The following is an 18,460-nucleotide window of genomic DNA, read 5'->3' on the forward strand; positions in this document are numbered from 1 at the left end:
TGATCACGACGGTGAGAAACTGTTGTCATTTCCGCTGCCGATCCAACTGAATCAGCGTCCACCCGGCGGTCAAATCAACATAAACCACGTTGTCGGCATGTGGCACCGACAACCCCCAGAGCTAAAACCCAACCTCTCTGGGCCACGGCCAAGCCGCCGGAAGAAGCCAAGTTAGCACCAGTACAAAAACTCCGTGGACTCCCCGTCCAAAAAGCGGGGAGACTCCGCGTCCACAAAGTCCCTAGACTCCGCGTCCAAAAAGTAGCTGGACTCCAAGTCCAAAAACCTCATGGACATAACACGCCTAGGCTAGGCCGGCGGATGCGGGAGTCGGGACCGGCTCTAGGTGAGCGTTTTACGTTGTTAACGCCAAACTATCTTAATACCGTGCGTTATTAACGCTGTACGTTGTTACCGCCGGTATGTGTTAACGCCGCACTTTGCAGGTGTTGATTCCCAACAGACGGTACAGCGGGCAGAAGCCCACTCCTGCGGTGATGACCAGAACGAGGCCGACGATGATCAACAGTGCGCGGAGGAAACCGCCGGCAGCAAACAGCCCAACGAGCAAAGCAATAATGCCGAGTACGGCACGGATTCCACGGTCTTGGTTCGATTCGTTGCGTTTCATGATTTCACTTTAATGCACAAAAGCTCTATTTCCTCTTCATCGAGAAAATAGAGCTTAGTGATCTTTGCTACAGCAAGGCATCTTTCGCCGGCTGCAGGAAGAAGCTGGCGAGCTAGTGGTTGCGCCGATATAAGGCCCAACCACTGCCCCATCGCTAGAAAGCCGCGAGATTACTTCTCGTCGGAATCCTGGCCGGCATCAACGGTGCCTGCACCCTCGGAGTCCATGGTGGACTCGTCGGATGGATCAGCGGAGTCGGTGTCGACATTCGCAGCAGCAGCCTTCGTGGTGCGCTCTGCGGAAGCGGTAACGGTCTCTTCCAGCACCAGAGAGATCTGGGTCATTGGAGCGTTGTCACCGGTGCGGTTCTCGAGCTTCACCAGACGGGTGTAGCCACCGTCGCGCTTTTCGAACTTCGGAGCCAGTTCGTTGAACAGACGGGCTACGGCATCCTTCTGTGGAACCTGTGCGAGTACTTCGCGACGGTCAGCCAGGGTGCCGGAACGAGCCTTGGTGATTAGCTTCTCTGCGTATGGACGCAGCAGCTTAGCCTTGGCGTCGGTGGTTTTGATGGAGTCGTGCTCGAACAAAGCAGCGGCCAGATTCGACAGAATGTGACGCTGGTTGCGAGCCGAGCCTCCAATTCGGGCGCCTCGTTTTGGAGTAGGCATAGTGTTTCTCCTCGTTAATTTTCAATGAGCGCGGTGCGAGATTTCGGCTGTACAGGCTTGGGCCATCGTCGGAAACCGTTGAGCCAACAGAGGCGACGATATTGCTCAAGCGCTGGAACCTAATCTCGCCAGAACATATGCGCTTTACTCGGAATCTTCTGCGGGATCCTTGAAGTCGCCCGTTTCTGCGTCGTAACCTTCCAACACAGTTGGGTCGAAGTCTTCTGGGGCATCCTTCAGAGTCAGATTCAGGTTCGCCAGCTTAATCTTGACCTCGTTGATCGACTTCTGGCCGAAGTTGCGGATATCCAGCAAATCCGATTCGGTGCACTCTGCGAGCTCACCAACGGTGTGGATTTCCTGGCGCTTCAGGCAGTTGTACGAGCGAACGGAGAAGTTCAGATCCTCGATCGGCATACCGTAAGCTGCGATGTATTCGGACTCCTGTGGGGATGGTCCGATTTCGATGCCTTCTGCCTGGGTGTTGAGCTCACGGGCCAAGCCGAACAGCTCTACCAGGGTGCCGCCGGCCGAAGCCAGGGCGTCGCGGGCAGTAATCGAGTTCTTGGTCTCGACGTCGATGATCAGCTTATCGAAGTCGGTACGCTGCTCAACACGAGTTGCCTCAACCTTGTAGGACACCTTCAGCACCGGCGAGTAGATCTGGTCTACCGGGATGCGTCCGATGTCTCCGGAAGTTGGGGCAGCCGGAACGTAGCCACGTCCGCGCTCAACAACGAGTTCCATTTCGAAACGGGCGTCGTCGTTCAGCGATGCGATGTGCAAATCCGGGTTGTGAATCTCCACGCCAGCTGGTGGCTGGATATCTCCGGCAGTGATGTTGCCGGCGCCCTGCTGGGAGACGTACATAACGACAGGCTCATCGGAATCCGACGAAAGGACCAGGTCCTTGACGTTTAGGATGATCTCCGAAACGTCTTCCTTTACGCCGTTGATGGTAGTGAACTCGTGCAGGACACCGTCGATCTTCACGGAAGTAACCGCAGCCCCAGGGATCGAGGACAGCAGCGTACGACGCAGCGAGTTACCCAGGGTGTAACCGAAACCCGGCTCCAGTGGCTCGATGACGAACTTGGAGCGCGAAGAATCAATGAATTCTTCGGTCAGCTGGGGACGCTGTGAAATAAGCATGAATTTTCTCCTTTGGCGCCCGCTATTTGACGCCGGTTAGGACAACAATAAGGAAAGAAAAGCTGAGGATATGAAGCTGGATTACTTCGAGTAAAGCTCGACGATGAGCTGTTCTTGCAGCGGAACGTCGATCTGAGCGCGCTCGGGCAGCTGGTGCACGAGGATGCGCAAGGTGTCAGGAACAACCTGCAGCCAAGCCGGAACGACGGCGTCGGCCAGGGCGTCCTGGGCTTCTTCGAACCACTGCATCTTCTGCGAACGTGGGCGAACGTCGATGATGTCGTACTGGGTAACCGAGTAGGACGGGATGTCGATGTTCTTGCCGTTCACGGTGAAGTGTCCGTGGGAAACCAGCTGACGTGCCTGACGGCGAGTCTTTGCCAGACCTGCGCGGTAGACGACGTTGTCCAGACGGGACTCCAGCAAGATGACGAGGTTGTCACCAGTCTTGCCGTTCAGGCGGTTCGCCTCGGTGTAGTAGCGACGGAACTGACGCTCCAGAACACCGTAGGTGTACTTTGCCTTCTGCTTTTCCTGCAGCTGCAGCAGGTATTCAGATTCTTTGATGCGGTTGCGTCCAGCGTGTCCTGGTGGGTAAGGACGACGCTCGAATGCCAAGTCTCCGCCGACTAGGTCGACGCGCAGACGGCGAGATACGCGGGTTGCGGGGCCAATATAACGAGCCATTTCTTAAACCTCTTCCTTCCCCTAGAACTTACGCTTTTTCGGTGGGCGGCAGCCATTGAATGGGTGCGGAGTGCCATCGGTGATGGAGTTGACCTCAAGGCCTGCTGCCTGCAGGGAACGAATAGCGGTCTCACGGCCAGAGCCCGGACCCTTAACGAAAACATCGACCTTTTTCATGTTGTGATCCATTGCCTTGCGGGCAGCGTTTTCCGCGGCCATCTGTGCGGCGAATGGAGTGGACTTACGGGAGCCCTTGAAACCGACGTGTCCGGACGAAGCCCATGCGATAACGGCACCGGCTGGGTCGGTAATCGACACGATGGTGTTGTTGAAGGTCGACTTGATGTAGGCGTGGCCGTGGGCCACGTTCTTCTTTACGACGCGACGGCCACGACGTGCGCCAGAGCGAGTCTTTGGAGGCATAAACTACTTCTTCTTTCCTGCGATCGTCTTCTTTGGACCCTTACGGGTACGTGCATTGGTCTTGGTGCGCTGACCACGGACAGGCAGGCCACGACGGTGGCGCAGACCCTGGTAGCTTCCAATCTCAATCTTGCGACGGATGTTGGCCTGTACCTCACGTCGGAGGTCACCTTCGACGGTGTACTGAGCCTCGATCTGGTCACGCAGCGACGACACCTGGTCATCGGTGAGAGCGTCGGTGCGTAAGTCAGGAGAGATGCCGGTAGCTTCCAGCAGCTCGGCGGCACGGGTTGGACCGATGCCGTAGATGTAGGTGAGAGCGATCTCCATACGCTTATTGCGTGGGAGATCCACACCAGCGAGACGTGCCATAAGGCGAGTCCTTTCGGGGTATTTGCGGTGGTTTTCTCCCTACCCGCCCTGATTCAGGTTGTGACAAAACTTTTGTGCCGGTCGCAAATTTCTTCTATCAGCATGGTGCTTTGCACGACATGTCAGGCTCTGGCCACCGCGGCCTGAGGTGAACGAACAATATGCCCGCGGCATTACCTGCGGGCGAATTGTTTTGAGTAGGGAGGCTTACAGTCTTTACTTGTAGCGATAGACGATGCGGCCACGGTTCAGGTCATATGGGGACAGTTCCACAACGACCCGATCCTCTGGGAGGATACGGATATAGTGCTGGCGCATCTTACCCGAAATATGAGCAAGCACCTCATGTCCGTTGTCTAGCTCGACTTTGAACATTGCGTTTGGCAAAGGCTCGGTTACCCGTCCTTCTACCTCAATTGCGCCTTCCTTAGCCATATCCTCCGGCTTCCTGGCACAGCCACGGCTGCGCCGATTGCTTGTCTATTGCTTCTTTGGCCTGTTTTACTCGGAAAATCTGCACTGCTGTGCAAATGACAAAACACCGGCCATGGCCGGTGTCAGTGCCCGTTAGCTGCGTAAACAGCGTCACGGTAAAGCTTTGACAGACCGAATCCCAACTATACAGAGCGCTAGCAGCAAAAACAAACTTTTGCTAGCGGACGCGATAACGAGGGAGGAAATGTGGAACTTGGGATCTGCCAGAAATCGGGATTAGTTCGAATCTGCCGCGATGCTAGCAAATGCTGGGAATACCGAAGGCAGGTAGAGACTAGCAGCTAAATACTAGTAAATGAACACCTTGTCGCCGATGTTCAGGTGGTTCCAAAAAGCGATCGCATCCTGGTTCGGCAAACGAACACAGCCGGCGGAATCATATGCCGGAGAGCCCTCGTGGAACGCGTGACCATTATTGGTGAAATAGATCGCGTACGGCATTGGAGCGTTGTTGAACTCGTACGAGATCTCGTCTTTCACCTTACGGTTCACGTTAAATGTGCCGCGTGGGGTGTCTTGGCCTGGTTTACCAGGCGCCATGGCCGACGCCACGTGCGTCACGTTGCCATGCCCGTCTTGCAACCAAGTACGACGACCATCGATGTCCACACAGACCCGAGCGTCGGCGGGACATGCTCCAGTATCGATGTGTGGTCCGCGCGCCGGAGCAGGAGTCATGGGTTCGACTGGGCCTTGGGCAGCGCGGGCTGCTTCTTGCTTTTGCGCTACCAAGCCAGGGAAAACAACGTCGAGTGCTTGGTCAATGGAGTGCGCAACTCCCCCACCAAACTGTGGATTCAACGTGTTCGCCTGGTGTACCAATTGATTGCGAAGCTCCCAGGCTCCATCACGGTTGCGCTGGTCAAATTGTTGAACCAACTGGTTAAAATCTGGGAGGGCCGGGGCCTGGAAGTTGTTCGCGATCTCCGAAGATCCGGGGAGACCTTGTGCGTGAGCGGATGCTGTCGGGAAGAGAGCCGAAGCCAACATCGCGACGCTGCCGACGATGCCGGCGAGCAATTTACGGGAGCTCATGGGAAAGTGCGTCCTTTTGTGAAAAATCGGTACCGCGTGTATGCGGCGCCTTACGGAAAAATATGCGCTGAGCTACTTATTTCCCCAACGCGGACATGGTGCGCTGGTTAATCTCGTCAATTTCGCCTTCGGCTTGCACGTTGATGACATCATCGCCGTAGTGCTTAATCAGGGGGATCACTTCGTCGCGATAGACCTGAAGCCGAGTACGAATCACGTCTTCCGTGTCATCGGAGCGGCCACGAGCTTTCATCCGCTCGATTACTTCTTCTTCGGAGACTTCAAAGTTGATGACATGATCAAGCCGCAGATTCTTCTTCGCCAGCAGGTCTTCCAAAATTTCGGCCTGTTCGACAGTGCGAGGGAAACCGTCGAGAAGAAAGCCCTCATCGGCATCCGGTTCTTCCAGGCGGGATTCCACCATCCGGGCAGTGACGTCGGTAGGCACCAACTTGCCCGCGTCAATGTATTCCTTGGCCTCGACGCCCAAAGGGGTTCCCTCCGAAATATTGGCACGGAACAAGTCGCCAGTAGAGATGTGTGGGATATTCAGCTTCTCACTGAGAATTTCAGCCTGAGTGCCTTTTCCGGCTCCGGCTGGGCCAAGGAGTACCAATCGCATTATTTGAGCAGCCCTTCGTAGTTGGATTGCAAGAGTTGGGATTCAATTTGCTTCACTGTGGTCAACGCCACGGATACCATAATCAGGATAGCAGTACCGCCGAATGCAGTCATACCGGCGGAATCCTGTGAACCGACCCCCATGTCAAGCGCGAGGTTTGGCAGGATGGCAATAAATGCCAGATAGATGGAACCGACAAACAACAAGCGGTTCATCACGAAGCTGAGATACATCGCTGTTGGCCGTCCCGGGCGGATTCCAGGAATGAAGCCGCCGTATTTCTTCATGTTCTCAGCTTGCTCGTGCGGATCGTATTGAATCGAGGTATAGAAGTACGAGAAGAAGATAATGAGCGTCACATATACCAGGATGTAGACGTACGATGACGGCGATTGTAGGTTGGCGATGACGTTGCGCATCCACCAGTTATCTGGAGGTGTCGGATTCGAAGAGTTCACGATTTCCGTGATCAACACCGGCATGTAAATTAGCGACGATGCGAAGATCACTGGAATAACACCAGCCTGGTTAACCTTCAGAGGCAAATACGTCGACGATCCGCCGTATTGGCGCCGACCAACCATGCGCTTTGCGTACTGCACAGGGATGCGTCGCTGACCTTGCTCCATAAACGTAATGCCAACGACCAAGGCGACAACAGCCGCGCAGACCACAGCGAAAACGACTCCACCGTTGTCCTGCAAAATGCGGTAACCGTCGGACGGCAAACGCGTCGCAATACCAGCAAAAATGAGCAAGGACATACCGTTACCGATGCCCTTTTCCGTGATGAGCTCGCCGAGCCACATAACAAGGATCGCGCCGGTCGTCATTACCGTAACCAGAAGGATCAGGTCGAATACGGTGCGATCCGGATCCAAAACTTCCACGCCTTGCCCAAGAAGTTGGTTCCTATCAGCCAGTGCCACGATGCCAGCAGACTGCAGAAGTGCTAATGCCAGGGTCATGTACCTGGTGTACTGAGTCATCTTCGCCTGGCCGGATTGGCCTTCCTTCTTCAACTGCTCGAAGTGAGGAATCACCACGGTGAGAAGCTGAGAAATAATTGACGCCGTGATGTACGGCATGATGCCGATCGCAAAGATCGATAGCTGCAGCAACGCACCACCAGAGAACAGGTTGATGACGGAATATAGGCTGTCATCTTCTTGTGTCAGCTCATGGAGCCGTCCGGAAATATTCTGGTAGTCCACACCCGGCGAAGGGATCTGGGCACCGACGCGGTAGATCACGATCAGCAGAATCGTAAACAGAATCTTGCGTCGAAGATCCGCATCCTTAAAAGCCTGAATGATGGCAGACACTAAAGCCTCCTAGCCCAACTACTGCCACCGTGGAAAGTGACGCAAAGGCAACCGATATTTTCTTCATTAGTGAGCGCCTGCGCGCGGCCTCTCAACATCCACGCTCAAGCGCCAGCGCGCGCACATGTACGCGTGACCTTAGTAGCCTACCAGTCATCAGCAACTGAAAACACTTTCAGGCGTGTGCAATAGGACAACCTTAGTGTTTTACAGGAAAAATAGTCAGCTGTAAGGGTAGGCCGCACACGTTCATCGATAATCTCCCTTCCAACCATGCAGCCCTAGGTAGGCGAAAACCCCTGGCACCTGCATCAGCAGGAACCAGGGGCTACGACTATCAAAGCACGGAGTGCTCGTGCACCAACCGCTTAAGCTTTGTTGGTGGTGCCTCCAGCGGCTTCGATTTTCTCGACAGCCGACTTAGAGAACTTCTGAGCAGTGACGTTGATCTTTACAGAGATCTCGCCGTTGCCCAGCACCTTGACTGGTTGGTTCTTGCGAACCAGACCATTGTTGACAAGGTCAGCGACGGTAATGTCGCCGCCCTGTGGGAAGGTCTTTTCCAGGTCAGAAACATTGACAACCTGGAAGACAACCTTGTTTGGGTTCTTGAAGCCACGCAGCTTCGGCAAACGCATCTGGATTGGCATCTGGCCACCCTCAAAGTTTGCCGCTACCTGCTTACGTGCCTTAGTACCCTTGGTACCGCGACCGGCAGTCTTACCGCGCTTACCGCCTTCACCGCGACCGACGCGGCGTTTTGCCTTGTTTGCACCCTTTTCCGGGCGCAAATCGTGCAGCTTGATGATATCGCTCATGGTATATCTACTCCCCTGCCACTTCTTCGACGGTGACCAGGTGGCGCACCTTCTGAATGATGCCACGGATCGCCGGGGTGTCCTTCTGGACAACAGAGTGGCGAATGCGCTTAAGGCCCAGTGCTTCCATGTTGGCCTTCTGATTCGGCGTGGTGCCGACCAGGCCACGTGTTTGCGTAATCTTCAGAGCCATGGTTTATGCCTCCTGTCCTGCGCGAGCGCGCAGCATACGGGCTGGGGTAACCTCTTCAACGGACTTGCCACGACGTGCAGCAACTTCCTCTGGGCGCACCAGCTGTTTCAGGCCGTCCACGGTGGCGCGGACGACGTTCAGAGCGTTATCCGAACCCAGCGACTTGGACAGGATGTCCTGGACGCCGGCGCACTCCAGAACTGGACGCGCGGCACCACCGGCGATGACACCGGTACCAGGTGCAGCTGGCTTCAACATAACGACACCGGCTGCATCTTCACCCTGTACTGGGTGAGTGATGGTGCCACCGATCATTGGGACGCGGAAGAAGTTCTTGCGTGCTTCTTCTGCACCCTTCTGGATTGCGGCTGGAACTTCCTTGGCCTTGCCGTAGCCAACACCGACCATACCTTCGCCGTCACCGACGATGACCAGAGCGGTGAAGCTCATATTGCGGCCACCCTTGACGGTCTTGGAAACCCGGTTGATGGCTACGACGCGCTCGATGTATTTATCGCGCTCGTTGTCCTGGTTGCGACGATCGTTACGACGATTGTTGCGATCGTTCTTCTTGTTGTCGGCGGAGCGTCCGCCGTCGCGCTGATCACGATCCGACATTACGCGTCCTTTCCGTTGGTGTGTGCAACTGCGTTGATCATTAGAACTTCAGACCACCTTCACGTGCGGCATCAGCGAAAGCAGCAACGCGGCCGTGGTATTTGTAACCGGCACGGTCAAAAACAACTGCTTCGATGCCTGCTTCTTGGGCACGCTGTGCGATCAGCTTGCCAACCTCGGCACCACGTGCCTTCTTGTCACCCTCGGCGTCGCGGATCTCCATGGTGGAGGCCGCAGCCAGGGTGTGACCAGCGAGATCGTCGATCAGCTGAGCGTGCAGGTGGCGCGCCGTGCGGTGAACGACCAAACGTGGGGTCTGTGGGGTTCCACGCAGCGTCTTGCGAATACGGAAATGACGGCGGGCACGTGCTTCACGACGGCGGGAGGAAATATCCTTACCGACCGGGGTGCGCTTGGTGTTTTCAGAATTAGACATTGCTTACTTACCCGTCTTTCCGACCTTGCGACGTACCTGTTCGCCGACGTAGCGAATGCCCTTACCCTTGTAAGGATCGTGCTTACGCAGGCGACGGATGTTCGCCGCAACTTGGCCAACCTGTTGCTTGTCGATACCAGAGATAGAGAACTTGGTGTTGCCGTCCACAGCGAAGGTGATGCCTTCATCAGCTTTCACCGGCACAGGGTGCGAGTAGCCCAAAGCGAACTCGAGATCCTTGCCCTTTTGCTGGACACGGTAACCAACACCGTGGATTTCCATCTTGATTTCGTAGCCCTCGGTTACACCGACCACGCAGTTGTTCACCAAGGAACGTGCCAAACCGTGCAGAGAACGGTTTTTACGGTGGTCATCCGGGCGAGAAACACGGAGTTCGCCGTCTTCTTGGACGATGGAAATTGGCTCTGGAACATCAACCTGCAAGGTGCCCTTTGGCCCCTTGACGGAAACGTTCTGGCCATCGATTTTTACCTCGACGCCGCTAGGGACGGCGATTGGTGCCAAACCAACTCGTGACATTAATAATCACCCTTCCCTTACCAGACGTAGGCGATGACTTCTCCGCCTACGCCTTTCTGCTCAGCCTCGCGGTCCGTCAATAGGCCGTGGGAGGTGGAAATGATAGCCACACCCAGTCCGCCCAGGACCTTAGGAAGTTCCGTTGCCTTGGCGTAGACACGCAGACCAGGCTTGGAAACGCGGCGCAAACCGGACAGGGCGCGCTCGCGGTTGTTGTACTTCAGCTCCAAAGACAGGGTCTTCTTAGCCTTCTCACCTTCGACGGAAAAGTCAGTGATGTAGCCTTCTTGCTTCAGGATTCCAGCGATATTCGCCTTGATCTTGGATGCGGGCATGGACACGGTGTCGTGCTGCGCATGGTTAGCGTTGCGCACCCGTGAGAGCATGTCTGCAATCGGGTCAGTCATGGTCATGCGGTGACCTTGAACCTTTCTCGTTGCGGTTCCCAAACTCACCTTAGGGCGTTACCGGGCTGTTTTGGGCAACTCGGCGCTCCCATGCTCAATAGCATGATCGCTCGCTACCTCGATGAAGCTCGGTCGCCATGATGGCGAGGGGCCTACAACAAACGTAGGAAAAACTTACAAGTCTGTGCGCACAGAATAAACGCCAGAAGGAGCTATCACATCGACGCACTATCTGTTTTCGGATCGTGGTTTTAGGCACACGTATCCCAAAAAGCACAAGACGCCCCAACCCTAGCAGGATTGGGGCGATTCGGCCAACCGCTAGAACGGCTAACCGATTCCAAATGCCAATTTCACCGGGAAATTAATTTTAGGAGTTCTTCTTGGCGTCTTTCTTAGCCTTTCGTGCCGCCTTCTTGGCAGCTTTCTTTTCTGCCTTGGCGATCTTCCGATCCTGCAGTGCACCCGAGATGCGATCCTGCTGGTCCAGAGCGATCAGCCCGGTGCCAATCGCCACCATCATGGAGTCCTTCGCGATAGACATGCCATCCTGAGATGGGCGGATGCCATCCTCGCGGGTCATGTCGTCGTTACGGAAGTAAATGCTCAACAAGCCGGCGCCAAAGGTGGTCAGTGCGAGACCGGCAAGGCGGTTAGAAACGAATGGAGCCAACAGCGCACCACCGACGGCAACTTCGGAAGCACCGATGATAGCGCCAAATTTATCGGATGGCAGTTCCTTTACCTGAGGGATGCCCGTAGCAGCAAAGTCCTGCAGACCTTTCGATGACTCTGCATCCATACCTAACTTGGAAATGCCCGAATCAGCGATAAGTGCACCTGGGATAGCGCGGAGAAGAATGCTTGGGATTGTAGACATAGTTATTGGCTCCTTGTAGGTTTCGTGTATTACCACTCTAAATAGCAATTGGGGCCATTCTAGCAAAACACGCAGATGATTAATTTGACAATACACCGCCAGATCCATTGCGTAGCAGGTTGCCGTTGCACTGGCACGATAAGCAGGTACGCGTACTGTGGTGACAAGAGATAAAAAGCGGCGCGATGATTGGATCCGTTTTACAGCCATGCTGCTGTTCGGGCTTTTTCAATGGTTGTTGTACTTCATACGTGATTCTTCTGAATTAATCATCGCCGTCATCCCCAGCCTCATCGCTTTTCTTGCTGCATGGTATTTCTTCCCAAGAAGAAAACAAACCAAGGACACCAAAAAATGACTTTAACCCCTCCGGTTTCATGCCGAAGGGGTTAAAGTACTTAACAAACAGACTTATTCAGTCCTACATACCTACTACTTGAACGGGAATCCCAGTTCACGAAGCAGCGCACGACCTTCATCGTCGTTGGTAGCGCTGGTGACAACGGTGATGTCCATACCACGTGGACGATCTACCTTGTCGATATCGATCTCGTAGAACATCGTCTGCTCGGACAGGCCGAAGGTGTAATTACCGTGGCCGTCGAACTGCTGATCGGACAAGCCGCGGAAGTCACGAATACGTGGCAACGCGATGGTCAGCAGACGATCCAGGAACTCCCACATACGGTCGCCGCGCATGGTAACGCGTACGCCGATTGGCATGCCTTCACGCAACTTGAAGTTCGCGATGGACTTCTTTGCGCGACGCAGCTGTGGCTTCTGACCAGTAATCAGAGTCAGATCCTCAACCGCACCGTTGATCAGCTTGGAGTCGCGAGCAGCGTCGCCAACACCCATGTTGACAACAACCTTGACAACACCAGGGATCTCCATGACGTTCTCGTAGGAGAATTCGTCATTCAGCTTGTTCTTGATTTCGTCGCGGTAACGGGTTTTCAGACGTGGAGTGTAGTTGTCGCTCATGCCTTAAATATCCTTCCCGTTGCGACGAGCAATGCGGACTTTCTTGCCGTTCTCGTCAAAGCGGTAGCCAACGCGAGTTGGGTTACCGTCAGAATCGAGCACCGCGACGTTCGAGACGTGGATCGGTGCTTCCTGGGTAACGATTCCGCCAGACTCAGCGCCACGCTCCGGCGCGGAGTTCGCAACGTGCTTCTTGATGCGGTTGACACCCTCAACCAAAACCTTGTTGGTCTTTGGGTATGCCTCAATGACCTTGCCTTGCGCGCCCTTATCTGGGCCCGAAATGACCTGGACCATATCGCCCTTATGTACCTTCACCTAGATCACCTCCGGTGCGAGAGAAACAATCTTCATGAACTTCTTCTCACGCAGCTCACGAGCGACAGGCCCGAAGATACGGGTACCGCGTGGGTCATTATCGTTGGAACGAAGAATGACAGCAGCGTTTTCGTCGAAAGCAATATAGGAGCCGTCTGGACGACGGGTTTCCTTCTTTGCGCGAACGATGACGGCGCGAACGACGTCACCTTCTTTCACGTTTCCGCCTGGGACTGCTTCTTTGACAGTAGCGACAACGATGTCACCAATGCCTGCGAAGCGTCGCACGGATCCGCCGAGAGCTCGGATGACGAGGATTTCTCGTGCACCGGAGTTGTCGGCGACCTTCAGGCGCGATTCTTGTTGAATCACAGTTGGTCTCCTGACCTGGATTTATGTGCGAAAAGATTTCCGTCCTGATCGCACTCGGTCTTGTTCTTGCAGCTACCTGATGCTTGTCGACGAACACACCACCGGCGGTTAACTGAAATTCATGCAATTAACTGGTGTCGGTGGCGGTCGAAGGGTCTCGGCGGTTGTGATTCGGAAACGCACCACAAACACGCCGACCAGCATCGGCAACCCTGCTATTCAACCACAAGCTGTGGCGATTGTTCAAGCCAGACTGTCGTCCCGGTTCTCTGGGTGCCAATCCAACGCGGCAGCAGTAAACAGCTTGGTCCCCAATATCAGCGCCCGCTCATCCGGGTTGAAATCTGGCTGGTGTAAATCCTGCTTATCGCCTTTGCCATCCCAGGTACCCAAACGCGCCATCGCCCCGGGCACGTCGCGCAGATACCACGCAAAATCTTCTCCACCACTGGATTGCGGCGTGCCAACGATCTCAAGATCACCATCCAATGCCGCCGCGGCCCGGTTGAACGCGGTATTGGTTTTCCCGTCGTTATCAACCGGTGGTACGCCTTGGATCCATTCCAGGTCCCAGTCGATGCCATAAGCAGCGAGCAAACCACCGATGATCTCGCGCACTAGCTCCTCGGCACGTTCCCAGACTTCTACCGAGGCGCTCCGCAGGGTGCCCTGCAATTCTACGGTCGCAGGAATCGCGTTACCCGCTACCCCACCTTCGACACGCCCCCACGTCAGCACGGTGGCATCTCGGGCATCCAAGCGTCGGTCCAAGGCAGCATTCACACCAGTGATGACCACCGCCATCGCATGGATGACATCCTGCGTCATGTGCGGGCGTGCAGAATGCCCGCCATCACCGGAAATGCGGAGGGTCAACATGCCATTCGACGAGGTAATCGACCCAGTGCGCGTCTCATGCGATCAACGATTTGGAATTCTTCTTCCAACCTAAGCTTGAACTGATCACGCGAGGGATCTGGACAATGTGCTGGAGTTGCCACGCATCACACAGAAGTGAACTACATCAAACAAAGTGATGAGGTGCTCATTTCTACCCCCGAACAGGAACGATTGCGGGGAAGCCGAAAAGAAACCGGTAGCTGCCGACAGCCCCGATAGCCTAGGCATGGCTTATTCTCTAATTAAAGGGTAGGCTCCCCTTTTGGAAGAAATGTTTCACCGGGTTCACTAGTGACTCCTCACAACGAAGGATGGTCCATGCAGGCACCTGCACTTTTTGCACGGCGCACACTGGGCATGCTGCTGATCCTTATCGCCATGGCTGCCACGGTGTGCATCAGCCTCGCCCTCGGGGCCAACCCGTTACCCGTGCGCGAAGTATGGGACGGCCTGCTCGCCCATGACAATTCCGAAGCCGCGATCATCGTGTGGACACTGCGCATCCCCCGCACCGTCGTCGCAGTCATTACTGGCGCGGCATTCGGCGTGGCGGGCGCCCTCATCCAAGCCTTAACCCGCAATCCACTCGCCGATCCCGGGATCCTCGGTGTCAACGCCGGTGCGGGTTTTGCCGTGACCATTGGCGTCGGATTTTTTGGCTTGACCAGCATCAGCGGCTATATCTGGTTCGCATTCCTCGGCGCCGCCGTGACCACCGCGGTGGTGTATTTCATCGGTTCCGGAGCTGCACTCGGCGCCAACGGAAAAGCCAACCCCGCCACCCTGGTGCTCGCCGGCGTCGCCCTTGCCGCGGTGTTATCCGGCGTCACGCAGTTTCTCACTTTGCTCGACCCCAACACCTTCCAAGCCATCCGCAGCTGGGGATTGGGCTCGGTCGCCCGGGCAGAGCTTGCCAATACCGCACTGGTCGCCCCCTTTCTTGCCGCCGGTCTGGTGGTTGCTTTGGCGATTTCCCCATCGCTGAATTCCATTGCGCTTGGCGACGACCTCGCCTCTGCTCTCGGCACCAAAATCGTGCGTACCCGCGTGCTTGGCATTATCGCAATCACCTTGCTCGCCGGTGGCGCCACTGCACTGACCGGTGGGTTAGCCTTCGTCGGACTGATGGTGCCACACGTGGTGCGTTGGATCGTCGGACCAGACCAACGATGGATTCTGGTGTACTCCGCCTTAGCAGCCCCAGTGTTGGTACTAGCGGCCGACATCATCGGGCGCATTATCGCGCGCCCCAGCGAAATTGAAGTAGGCATCGTCACCGCAGTGCTGGGCGCACCGGTACTGATCATGCTGGTACGGCGTCGGAAAGCGAGTGGACTATGAGCGCAGACAACACCCCAGCAACACACGGCACACCCCACAGCGGCACGGTGCACCCGGAATTCACGCATGGCTACCGACGGCTGGTTATCCGCAATCAGTGGGTCTCCTTGCACTTTCCGACGCGCGTCCTGGTCACCGCACTGGGGTTACTGCTGCTCGCGCTCATTGGGGCCGTCGCGGCTATCACGCTCGGGGAATACCCTTTAAGCCTTGGCGAGGTATTCAGTGCATTGTTTAGCCGGGGCGGTGGCTTCGATTCCACGATCGTGCGCGAATGGCGCCTGCCCATCGCCGTGGCCGCAGTCGCCTTCGGCGCATTGCTCGGCATTGGTGGAGCAATTTTCCAATCGCTGACCCGCAACCCGCTAGGGTCGCCGGATGTCATCGGCTTCGATGCTGGTGCTTATACAGCCGTGGTGATCACCATGCTCGTCGTCGGCACGAGTAATTTTTGGGCAATTGCGGGTGCGTCCATCGTCGGTGGAATCATCACAGCCCTGGTGGTCTATCTACTGGCCTGGCGCAAGGGTGTGCAGGGGTTTCGGCTGATCATCGTCGGCATTGGTGTTTCGGCAATGCTGACATCGATCAATTCGTATCTGATCACCCGCGCCGATGTGGAAGAAGGCATCCAAGTTGGTTTTTGGGCGGCCGGATCCATTACGAAAGTCACGTGGCAAGGGCTCGTGCCGACGATGCTCCTGGGCATCATCGTCGTCATTGCCGCCGCCGGTTACTCCCGTGCTTTGCGGCATCTGGAGCTAGGCGACGACGCGGCAACCACCCAGGGATTTGCAGTTAACCGCGCGCGGCTGGGGTTGATCGTGATTGGCGTTGCTACCACCGCCTTAGTCACGGCAGCCGCGGGGCCGATCTCTTTTATTGCGCTGGTGGCACCGCAAATCGCCCGGCGCATCATGCGCACAGCCGGGGTCTCCTTACTGGGTGCGGCCGCCATGGGGGCTACCCTGCTCACCGGAGCGCACATACTATCGCTGGTCATTGCGACGTTCTACCGGCAAATCCCCGTCGGCCTTATCACCGTAGTTATCGGTGGCTTATACATGCTCTGGCTGCTGCTGCGCGAGTCCACCCGCCGCTATGGAACCAGCTAAAACCTTGCTGGGCATTTGATGGCTGGCAGGCCGGACGACTGCGTAGCAGAGCGGCTGCAGAGGAGGCTGGACGCACCAAACCGAGTAATCACTAGACCCCATAATCGCTCAACCCCGTAATCATTACATCGCCAACCGCAACGAAAAGCGAGAACCGAGACTATGAACACCGCACAACCGGAACCACGGCTCCGCGTCGTTGACGCCACCGTGGGTTATGAAACCGCAACAATTTCGCGTGGGATTAACGTCGATATCCCCCATCAGTCTTTTACCGCCATTATCGGTCCGAATGGCTGCGGCAAATCAACATTGCTGCGAGCTTGTTCACGGGTGCTCACTCCTTCAAAGGGCCGGGTTTTGCTGGACGGCACGGCTATTACCGACCTTCCTGCCAAACACGTGGCGCAGCAATTAGGGTTATTGCCGCAATCTTCTACTGCCCCGGACGGGATTCGCGTCGCCGATCTGGTCGCGCGCGGACGCGCACCGTACCAGAGTTTATTTCGGCAGTGGGACGCTGACGATGAACAGGCAGTAGCCGATGCTTTATCCGCGACTCGCCTCACGGATATATCTGGCAAGTTAGTCTCGGAATTATCCGGTGGGCAACGCCAACGAGTGTGGATTGCTATGCTGTTGGCACAGCAGACGCCGATCATGCTGTTGGATGAACCCACCACATTTTTGGATATTGCGCACCAGTACGAACTCTTGGAACTATTGCGGGATTTCCATGAACAAGGAAAAACCATCGTCGCGGTGCTGCATGATTTAAACCAAGCAGCTCGTTACGCCGATCATCTCATCGTCGTAAAAGACGGTGCAGTTGTCACCACCGGAGCACCACACGACGTGGTGAACTCCGAGTTAATTGAAGAGGTTTTTGGGCTCGCTGCACAGGTAGTTCCCGACCCTGTCACGGGCACACCGATGGTATGCCCCACCGATCCACGGGCTAGTCGGTAGGCCTTTTACCAAAAACGAACGCGTGACCAATAAGCTACGCGCAGCGTTGTGCGCAAAGCTAACAAAACATCCGCACCCCAGGCGTCAGCTAGCGCATGGGAACTTCTGGCTTGTGACTATTTATTCGATTCTTTCAGCTTTTCGTCGAATTTACTGATCGAGTACGGAATAGTCAGCGGATTAGGCAAGGACATGGCGGTGCCAGTGAGTGCGTCGAAATAATACACGTTGCCGTTTTTCACAGCGTCAATGTTTTGGAAGGCCTCTTGGGACTTGATCTTGTCGGCAGAGCCCTCCCAGTCGAGGATAAACAGGTAGTCCGCCTGGTTATACTCGCTGAAGTTCTCTGGTGCAATCGTACGGTAGAACTCACCGTCGGCGTCTTGTAATTCTTCCGGGATGACGAAACCTAAGTCCTCAATAAATTGACCACGACCATCCCCCGACGTGTAGAGACTCAGCTGATTATCATACGGCAGTGCGATTGCGGCGGTCTTGCCTTGCAGCTCTGGATGAGACTTACGGAATTCTTCGAAAGCTTCGTTGGTATCGTCGATCAGTTTTTGGCCTTCGTCTTCTTTATCCAAAGCTTTGGCGATTGTTTCCACTTGTTTTTCCCAAGGGATCTGCCAGTCTTTGTCTTCTTCCGAGTGCACTGTGGTTGGCGCAATCTATTCAAACTTCTTCTTCGTCTCACCGTCGACCGCATGATTCACAGCGATGATTTTTGTCGGATCAGTAGCAGCGATGGCTTCGATCTTCTGCTGATCGAAGCCCGTCGAGGTATCTTCAATAACCGTTGGCTTCTTATCCCCCAACAAATCTTCGGCCCATGGCCCAACCACGTCCGTAGCTCCCGCCCATGGCGCAAGAGCAACCGGAGTTTCGCCTAATGCCAATACGGTGTCGACATCGCCAAGACCGACAGCAGCGATGCGTTCTTCGGAAGCAGCCTCACTGTTTTTCGTCTCTTCACTACCGGACGGGGTCGACGAAGCTGAGTCCGACGTACTGGAACAACCAGCCGCAAGCAGTGCCAATGCAGTCAGACTTGTTGTCACTTTAGTCTTGGTCCCGAGATACTGGCGCATATTTTGCTCTTTCATTAAGCTCCCCTGCTGTTACTTACCAAAGGCTAGCCTAGCATCGGAAGGGC

27 protein-coding genes and 1 pseudogene are annotated in these 18,460 nt (G+C 55.6%); 5 read left to right on the top strand and 23 right to left on the bottom strand.

Annotated features, from left to right (window positions below):
* Nucleotides 1-175: pseudogene (locus B142_RS14290) on the top strand (transposase); the annotation flags it as partial.
* A gap of 252 nt (nt 176-427) precedes the next feature.
* Here B142_RS14290 and B142_RS0109285 read toward each other — a convergent pair.
* The 17 genes from B142_RS0109285 to B142_RS0109370 all read right to left on the bottom strand — a co-directional run bounded on the left by B142_RS0109285 (nt 428) and on the right by B142_RS0109370 (nt 11,305).
* Nucleotides 428-631 carry a YgaP family membrane protein gene (locus B142_RS0109285; protein WP_018121270.1) on the bottom strand — a complete coding sequence of 68 codons (204 nt, stop codon included), beginning with the start codon at nt 629-631 and terminating at the stop codon, nt 428-430.
* Between the two features lie 170 nt (nt 632-801).
* Nucleotides 802-1,302: a 50S ribosomal protein L17 gene (gene rplQ / locus B142_RS0109295; protein WP_018121272.1), complete on the bottom strand. Its 501-nt coding sequence runs from the start codon at nt 1,300-1,302 to the stop codon at nt 802-804.
* 144 nt (nt 1,303-1,446) lie between these two features.
* The gene (locus B142_RS0109300; protein WP_018121273.1) at nt 1,447-2,454 is read right to left on the bottom strand and encodes a DNA-directed RNA polymerase subunit alpha; all 1,008 of its coding nucleotides are present in this window, start codon (nt 2,452-2,454) and stop codon (nt 1,447-1,449) included.
* Nucleotides 2,455-2,535: 81 nt separating this feature from the next.
* A complete protein-coding gene (gene rpsD / locus B142_RS0109305) occupies nt 2,536-3,141 on the bottom strand; it encodes a 30S ribosomal protein S4 (protein WP_018121274.1) in 606 nt (201 codons plus the stop codon).
* 21 nt (nt 3,142-3,162) lie between these two features.
* Nucleotides 3,163-3,564 carry a 30S ribosomal protein S11 gene (gene rpsK, locus B142_RS0109310; RefSeq protein WP_018121275.1) on the bottom strand — a complete coding sequence of 134 codons (402 nt, stop codon included), beginning with the start codon at nt 3,562-3,564 and terminating at the stop codon, nt 3,163-3,165.
* A 3-nt stretch (nt 3,565-3,567) separates the two neighbouring features.
* Nucleotides 3,568-3,936: a 30S ribosomal protein S13 gene (rpsM, locus tag B142_RS0109315; RefSeq protein ID WP_018121276.1), complete on the bottom strand. Its 369-nt coding sequence runs from the start codon at nt 3,934-3,936 to the stop codon at nt 3,568-3,570.
* A 216-nt stretch (nt 3,937-4,152) separates the two neighbouring features.
* Complete coding sequence (infA, locus tag B142_RS0109320) at nt 4,153-4,371, bottom strand: translation initiation factor IF-1 (RefSeq protein WP_018121277.1); 219 nt, start codon at nt 4,369-4,371, stop codon at nt 4,153-4,155.
* Between the two features lie 348 nt (nt 4,372-4,719).
* On the bottom strand, nt 4,720-5,466 hold the full coding sequence (locus B142_RS0109325; protein WP_018121278.1) for a L,D-transpeptidase: 747 nt from the start codon (nt 5,464-5,466) through the stop codon (nt 4,720-4,722).
* Between the two features lie 76 nt (nt 5,467-5,542).
* Nucleotides 5,543-6,088 carry an adenylate kinase gene (locus tag B142_RS0109330; protein WP_018121279.1) on the bottom strand — a complete coding sequence of 182 codons (546 nt, stop codon included), beginning with the start codon at nt 6,086-6,088 and terminating at the stop codon, nt 5,543-5,545.
* A complete protein-coding gene (gene secY / locus B142_RS0109335) occupies nt 6,088-7,413 on the bottom strand; it encodes a preprotein translocase subunit SecY (RefSeq protein ID WP_018121280.1) in 1,326 nt (441 codons plus the stop codon). The genes B142_RS0109330 and secY overlap by 1 nt, the downstream gene beginning before the upstream one ends.
* 368 nt (nt 7,414-7,781) lie before the next feature.
* The gene (rplO, locus tag B142_RS0109340) at nt 7,782-8,231 is read right to left on the bottom strand and encodes a 50S ribosomal protein L15 (RefSeq protein WP_018121281.1); all 450 of its coding nucleotides are present in this window, start codon (nt 8,229-8,231) and stop codon (nt 7,782-7,784) included.
* A gap of 7 nt (nt 8,232-8,238) precedes the next feature.
* Nucleotides 8,239-8,424, bottom strand: a complete 186-nt coding sequence (gene rpmD / locus B142_RS0109345) for a 50S ribosomal protein L30 (RefSeq protein ID WP_018121282.1) — start codon at nt 8,422-8,424, stop codon at nt 8,239-8,241.
* A gap of 3 nt (nt 8,425-8,427) precedes the next feature.
* A complete protein-coding gene (gene rpsE, locus B142_RS0109350) occupies nt 8,428-9,042 on the bottom strand; it encodes a 30S ribosomal protein S5 (RefSeq protein ID WP_018121283.1) in 615 nt (204 codons plus the stop codon).
* A 40-nt stretch (nt 9,043-9,082) separates the two neighbouring features.
* Nucleotides 9,083-9,478 carry a 50S ribosomal protein L18 gene (gene rplR, locus B142_RS0109355; RefSeq protein WP_018121284.1) on the bottom strand — a complete coding sequence of 132 codons (396 nt, stop codon included), beginning with the start codon at nt 9,476-9,478 and terminating at the stop codon, nt 9,083-9,085.
* A 3-nt stretch (nt 9,479-9,481) separates the two neighbouring features.
* Nucleotides 9,482-10,018 carry a 50S ribosomal protein L6 gene (gene rplF, locus B142_RS0109360; RefSeq protein WP_018121285.1) on the bottom strand — a complete coding sequence of 179 codons (537 nt, stop codon included), beginning with the start codon at nt 10,016-10,018 and terminating at the stop codon, nt 9,482-9,484.
* Nucleotides 10,019-10,035: 17 nt separating this feature from the next.
* Nucleotides 10,036-10,431 carry a 30S ribosomal protein S8 gene (rpsH, locus tag B142_RS0109365; protein ID WP_018121286.1) on the bottom strand — a complete coding sequence of 132 codons (396 nt, stop codon included), beginning with the start codon at nt 10,429-10,431 and terminating at the stop codon, nt 10,036-10,038.
* A 364-nt stretch (nt 10,432-10,795) separates the two neighbouring features.
* Nucleotides 10,796-11,305 carry a hypothetical protein gene (locus tag B142_RS0109370; protein ID WP_018121287.1) on the bottom strand — a complete coding sequence of 170 codons (510 nt, stop codon included), beginning with the start codon at nt 11,303-11,305 and terminating at the stop codon, nt 10,796-10,798.
* 157 nt (nt 11,306-11,462) lie between these two features.
* Here B142_RS0109370 and B142_RS0109375 point away from each other — a divergent pair, with 157 nt between their 5' ends.
* Entirely contained in the window at nt 11,463-11,663 is a 201-nt protein-coding gene (locus B142_RS0109375; protein WP_018121288.1) for a hypothetical protein, read from the top strand.
* Nucleotides 11,664-11,737: 74 nt separating this feature from the next.
* On the opposite strand, the gene rplE is transcribed toward B142_RS0109375, so the two are convergent.
* From rplE to B142_RS12470, 4 genes are all read right to left on the bottom strand, one after another.
* Nucleotides 11,738-12,289 (bottom strand): 50S ribosomal protein L5, encoded by a 552-nt coding sequence (gene rplE, locus B142_RS0109380; protein ID WP_018121289.1) that lies wholly within the window; start codon nt 12,287-12,289, stop codon nt 11,738-11,740.
* A gap of 3 nt (nt 12,290-12,292) precedes the next feature.
* Nucleotides 12,293-12,607: a 50S ribosomal protein L24 gene (rplX, locus tag B142_RS0109385; protein WP_018121290.1), complete on the bottom strand. Its 315-nt coding sequence runs from the start codon at nt 12,605-12,607 to the stop codon at nt 12,293-12,295.
* Entirely contained in the window at nt 12,608-12,979 is a 372-nt protein-coding gene (gene rplN, locus B142_RS0109390; RefSeq protein WP_018121291.1) for a 50S ribosomal protein L14, read from the bottom strand. It lies immediately after the preceding gene.
* Nucleotides 12,980-13,222: 243 nt separating this feature from the next.
* Nucleotides 13,223-13,858, bottom strand: a complete 636-nt coding sequence (locus B142_RS12470; RefSeq protein WP_018121292.1) for a M20/M25/M40 family metallo-hydrolase — start codon at nt 13,856-13,858, stop codon at nt 13,223-13,225.
* A 339-nt stretch (nt 13,859-14,197) separates the two neighbouring features.
* Between B142_RS12470 and B142_RS0109400 the strand changes: the two genes are divergently transcribed.
* The 3 genes from B142_RS0109400 to B142_RS0109410 all read left to right on the top strand — a co-directional run bounded on the left by B142_RS0109400 (nt 14,198) and on the right by B142_RS0109410 (nt 17,304).
* Entirely contained in the window at nt 14,198-15,220 is a 1,023-nt protein-coding gene (locus tag B142_RS0109400) for a FecCD family ABC transporter permease (RefSeq protein ID WP_018121293.1), read from the top strand.
* A complete protein-coding gene (locus B142_RS0109405; RefSeq protein WP_018121294.1) occupies nt 15,217-16,335 on the top strand; it encodes a FecCD family ABC transporter permease in 1,119 nt (372 codons plus the stop codon). Before B142_RS0109400 ends, B142_RS0109405 begins: the two co-directional genes overlap by 4 nt.
* Nucleotides 16,336-16,497: 162 nt before the next feature.
* A complete protein-coding gene (locus tag B142_RS0109410; protein WP_018121295.1) occupies nt 16,498-17,304 on the top strand; it encodes an ABC transporter ATP-binding protein in 807 nt (268 codons plus the stop codon).
* 116 nt (nt 17,305-17,420) lie between these two features.
* Here the strand turns inward: B142_RS0109410 and B142_RS14070 are convergent, their stop codons facing one another.
* Together B142_RS14070 and B142_RS14075 are read right to left on the bottom strand one after the other, a co-directional pair.
* A complete protein-coding gene (locus B142_RS14070; RefSeq protein WP_018121296.1) occupies nt 17,421-17,960 on the bottom strand; it encodes an ABC transporter substrate-binding protein in 540 nt (179 codons plus the stop codon).
* Between the two features lie 15 nt (nt 17,961-17,975).
* The gene (locus B142_RS14075; RefSeq protein ID WP_018121297.1) at nt 17,976-18,410 is read right to left on the bottom strand and encodes a TroA family protein; all 435 of its coding nucleotides are present in this window, start codon (nt 18,408-18,410) and stop codon (nt 17,976-17,978) included.
* Between the last annotated feature and the right edge of the window lie 50 nt (nt 18,411-18,460).

The sequence above is a fragment of the Corynebacterium propinquum DSM 44285 genome (assembly GCF_000375525.1).
GTDB classification, from domain to species: domain Bacteria; phylum Actinomycetota; class Actinomycetes; order Mycobacteriales; family Mycobacteriaceae; genus Corynebacterium; species Corynebacterium propinquum.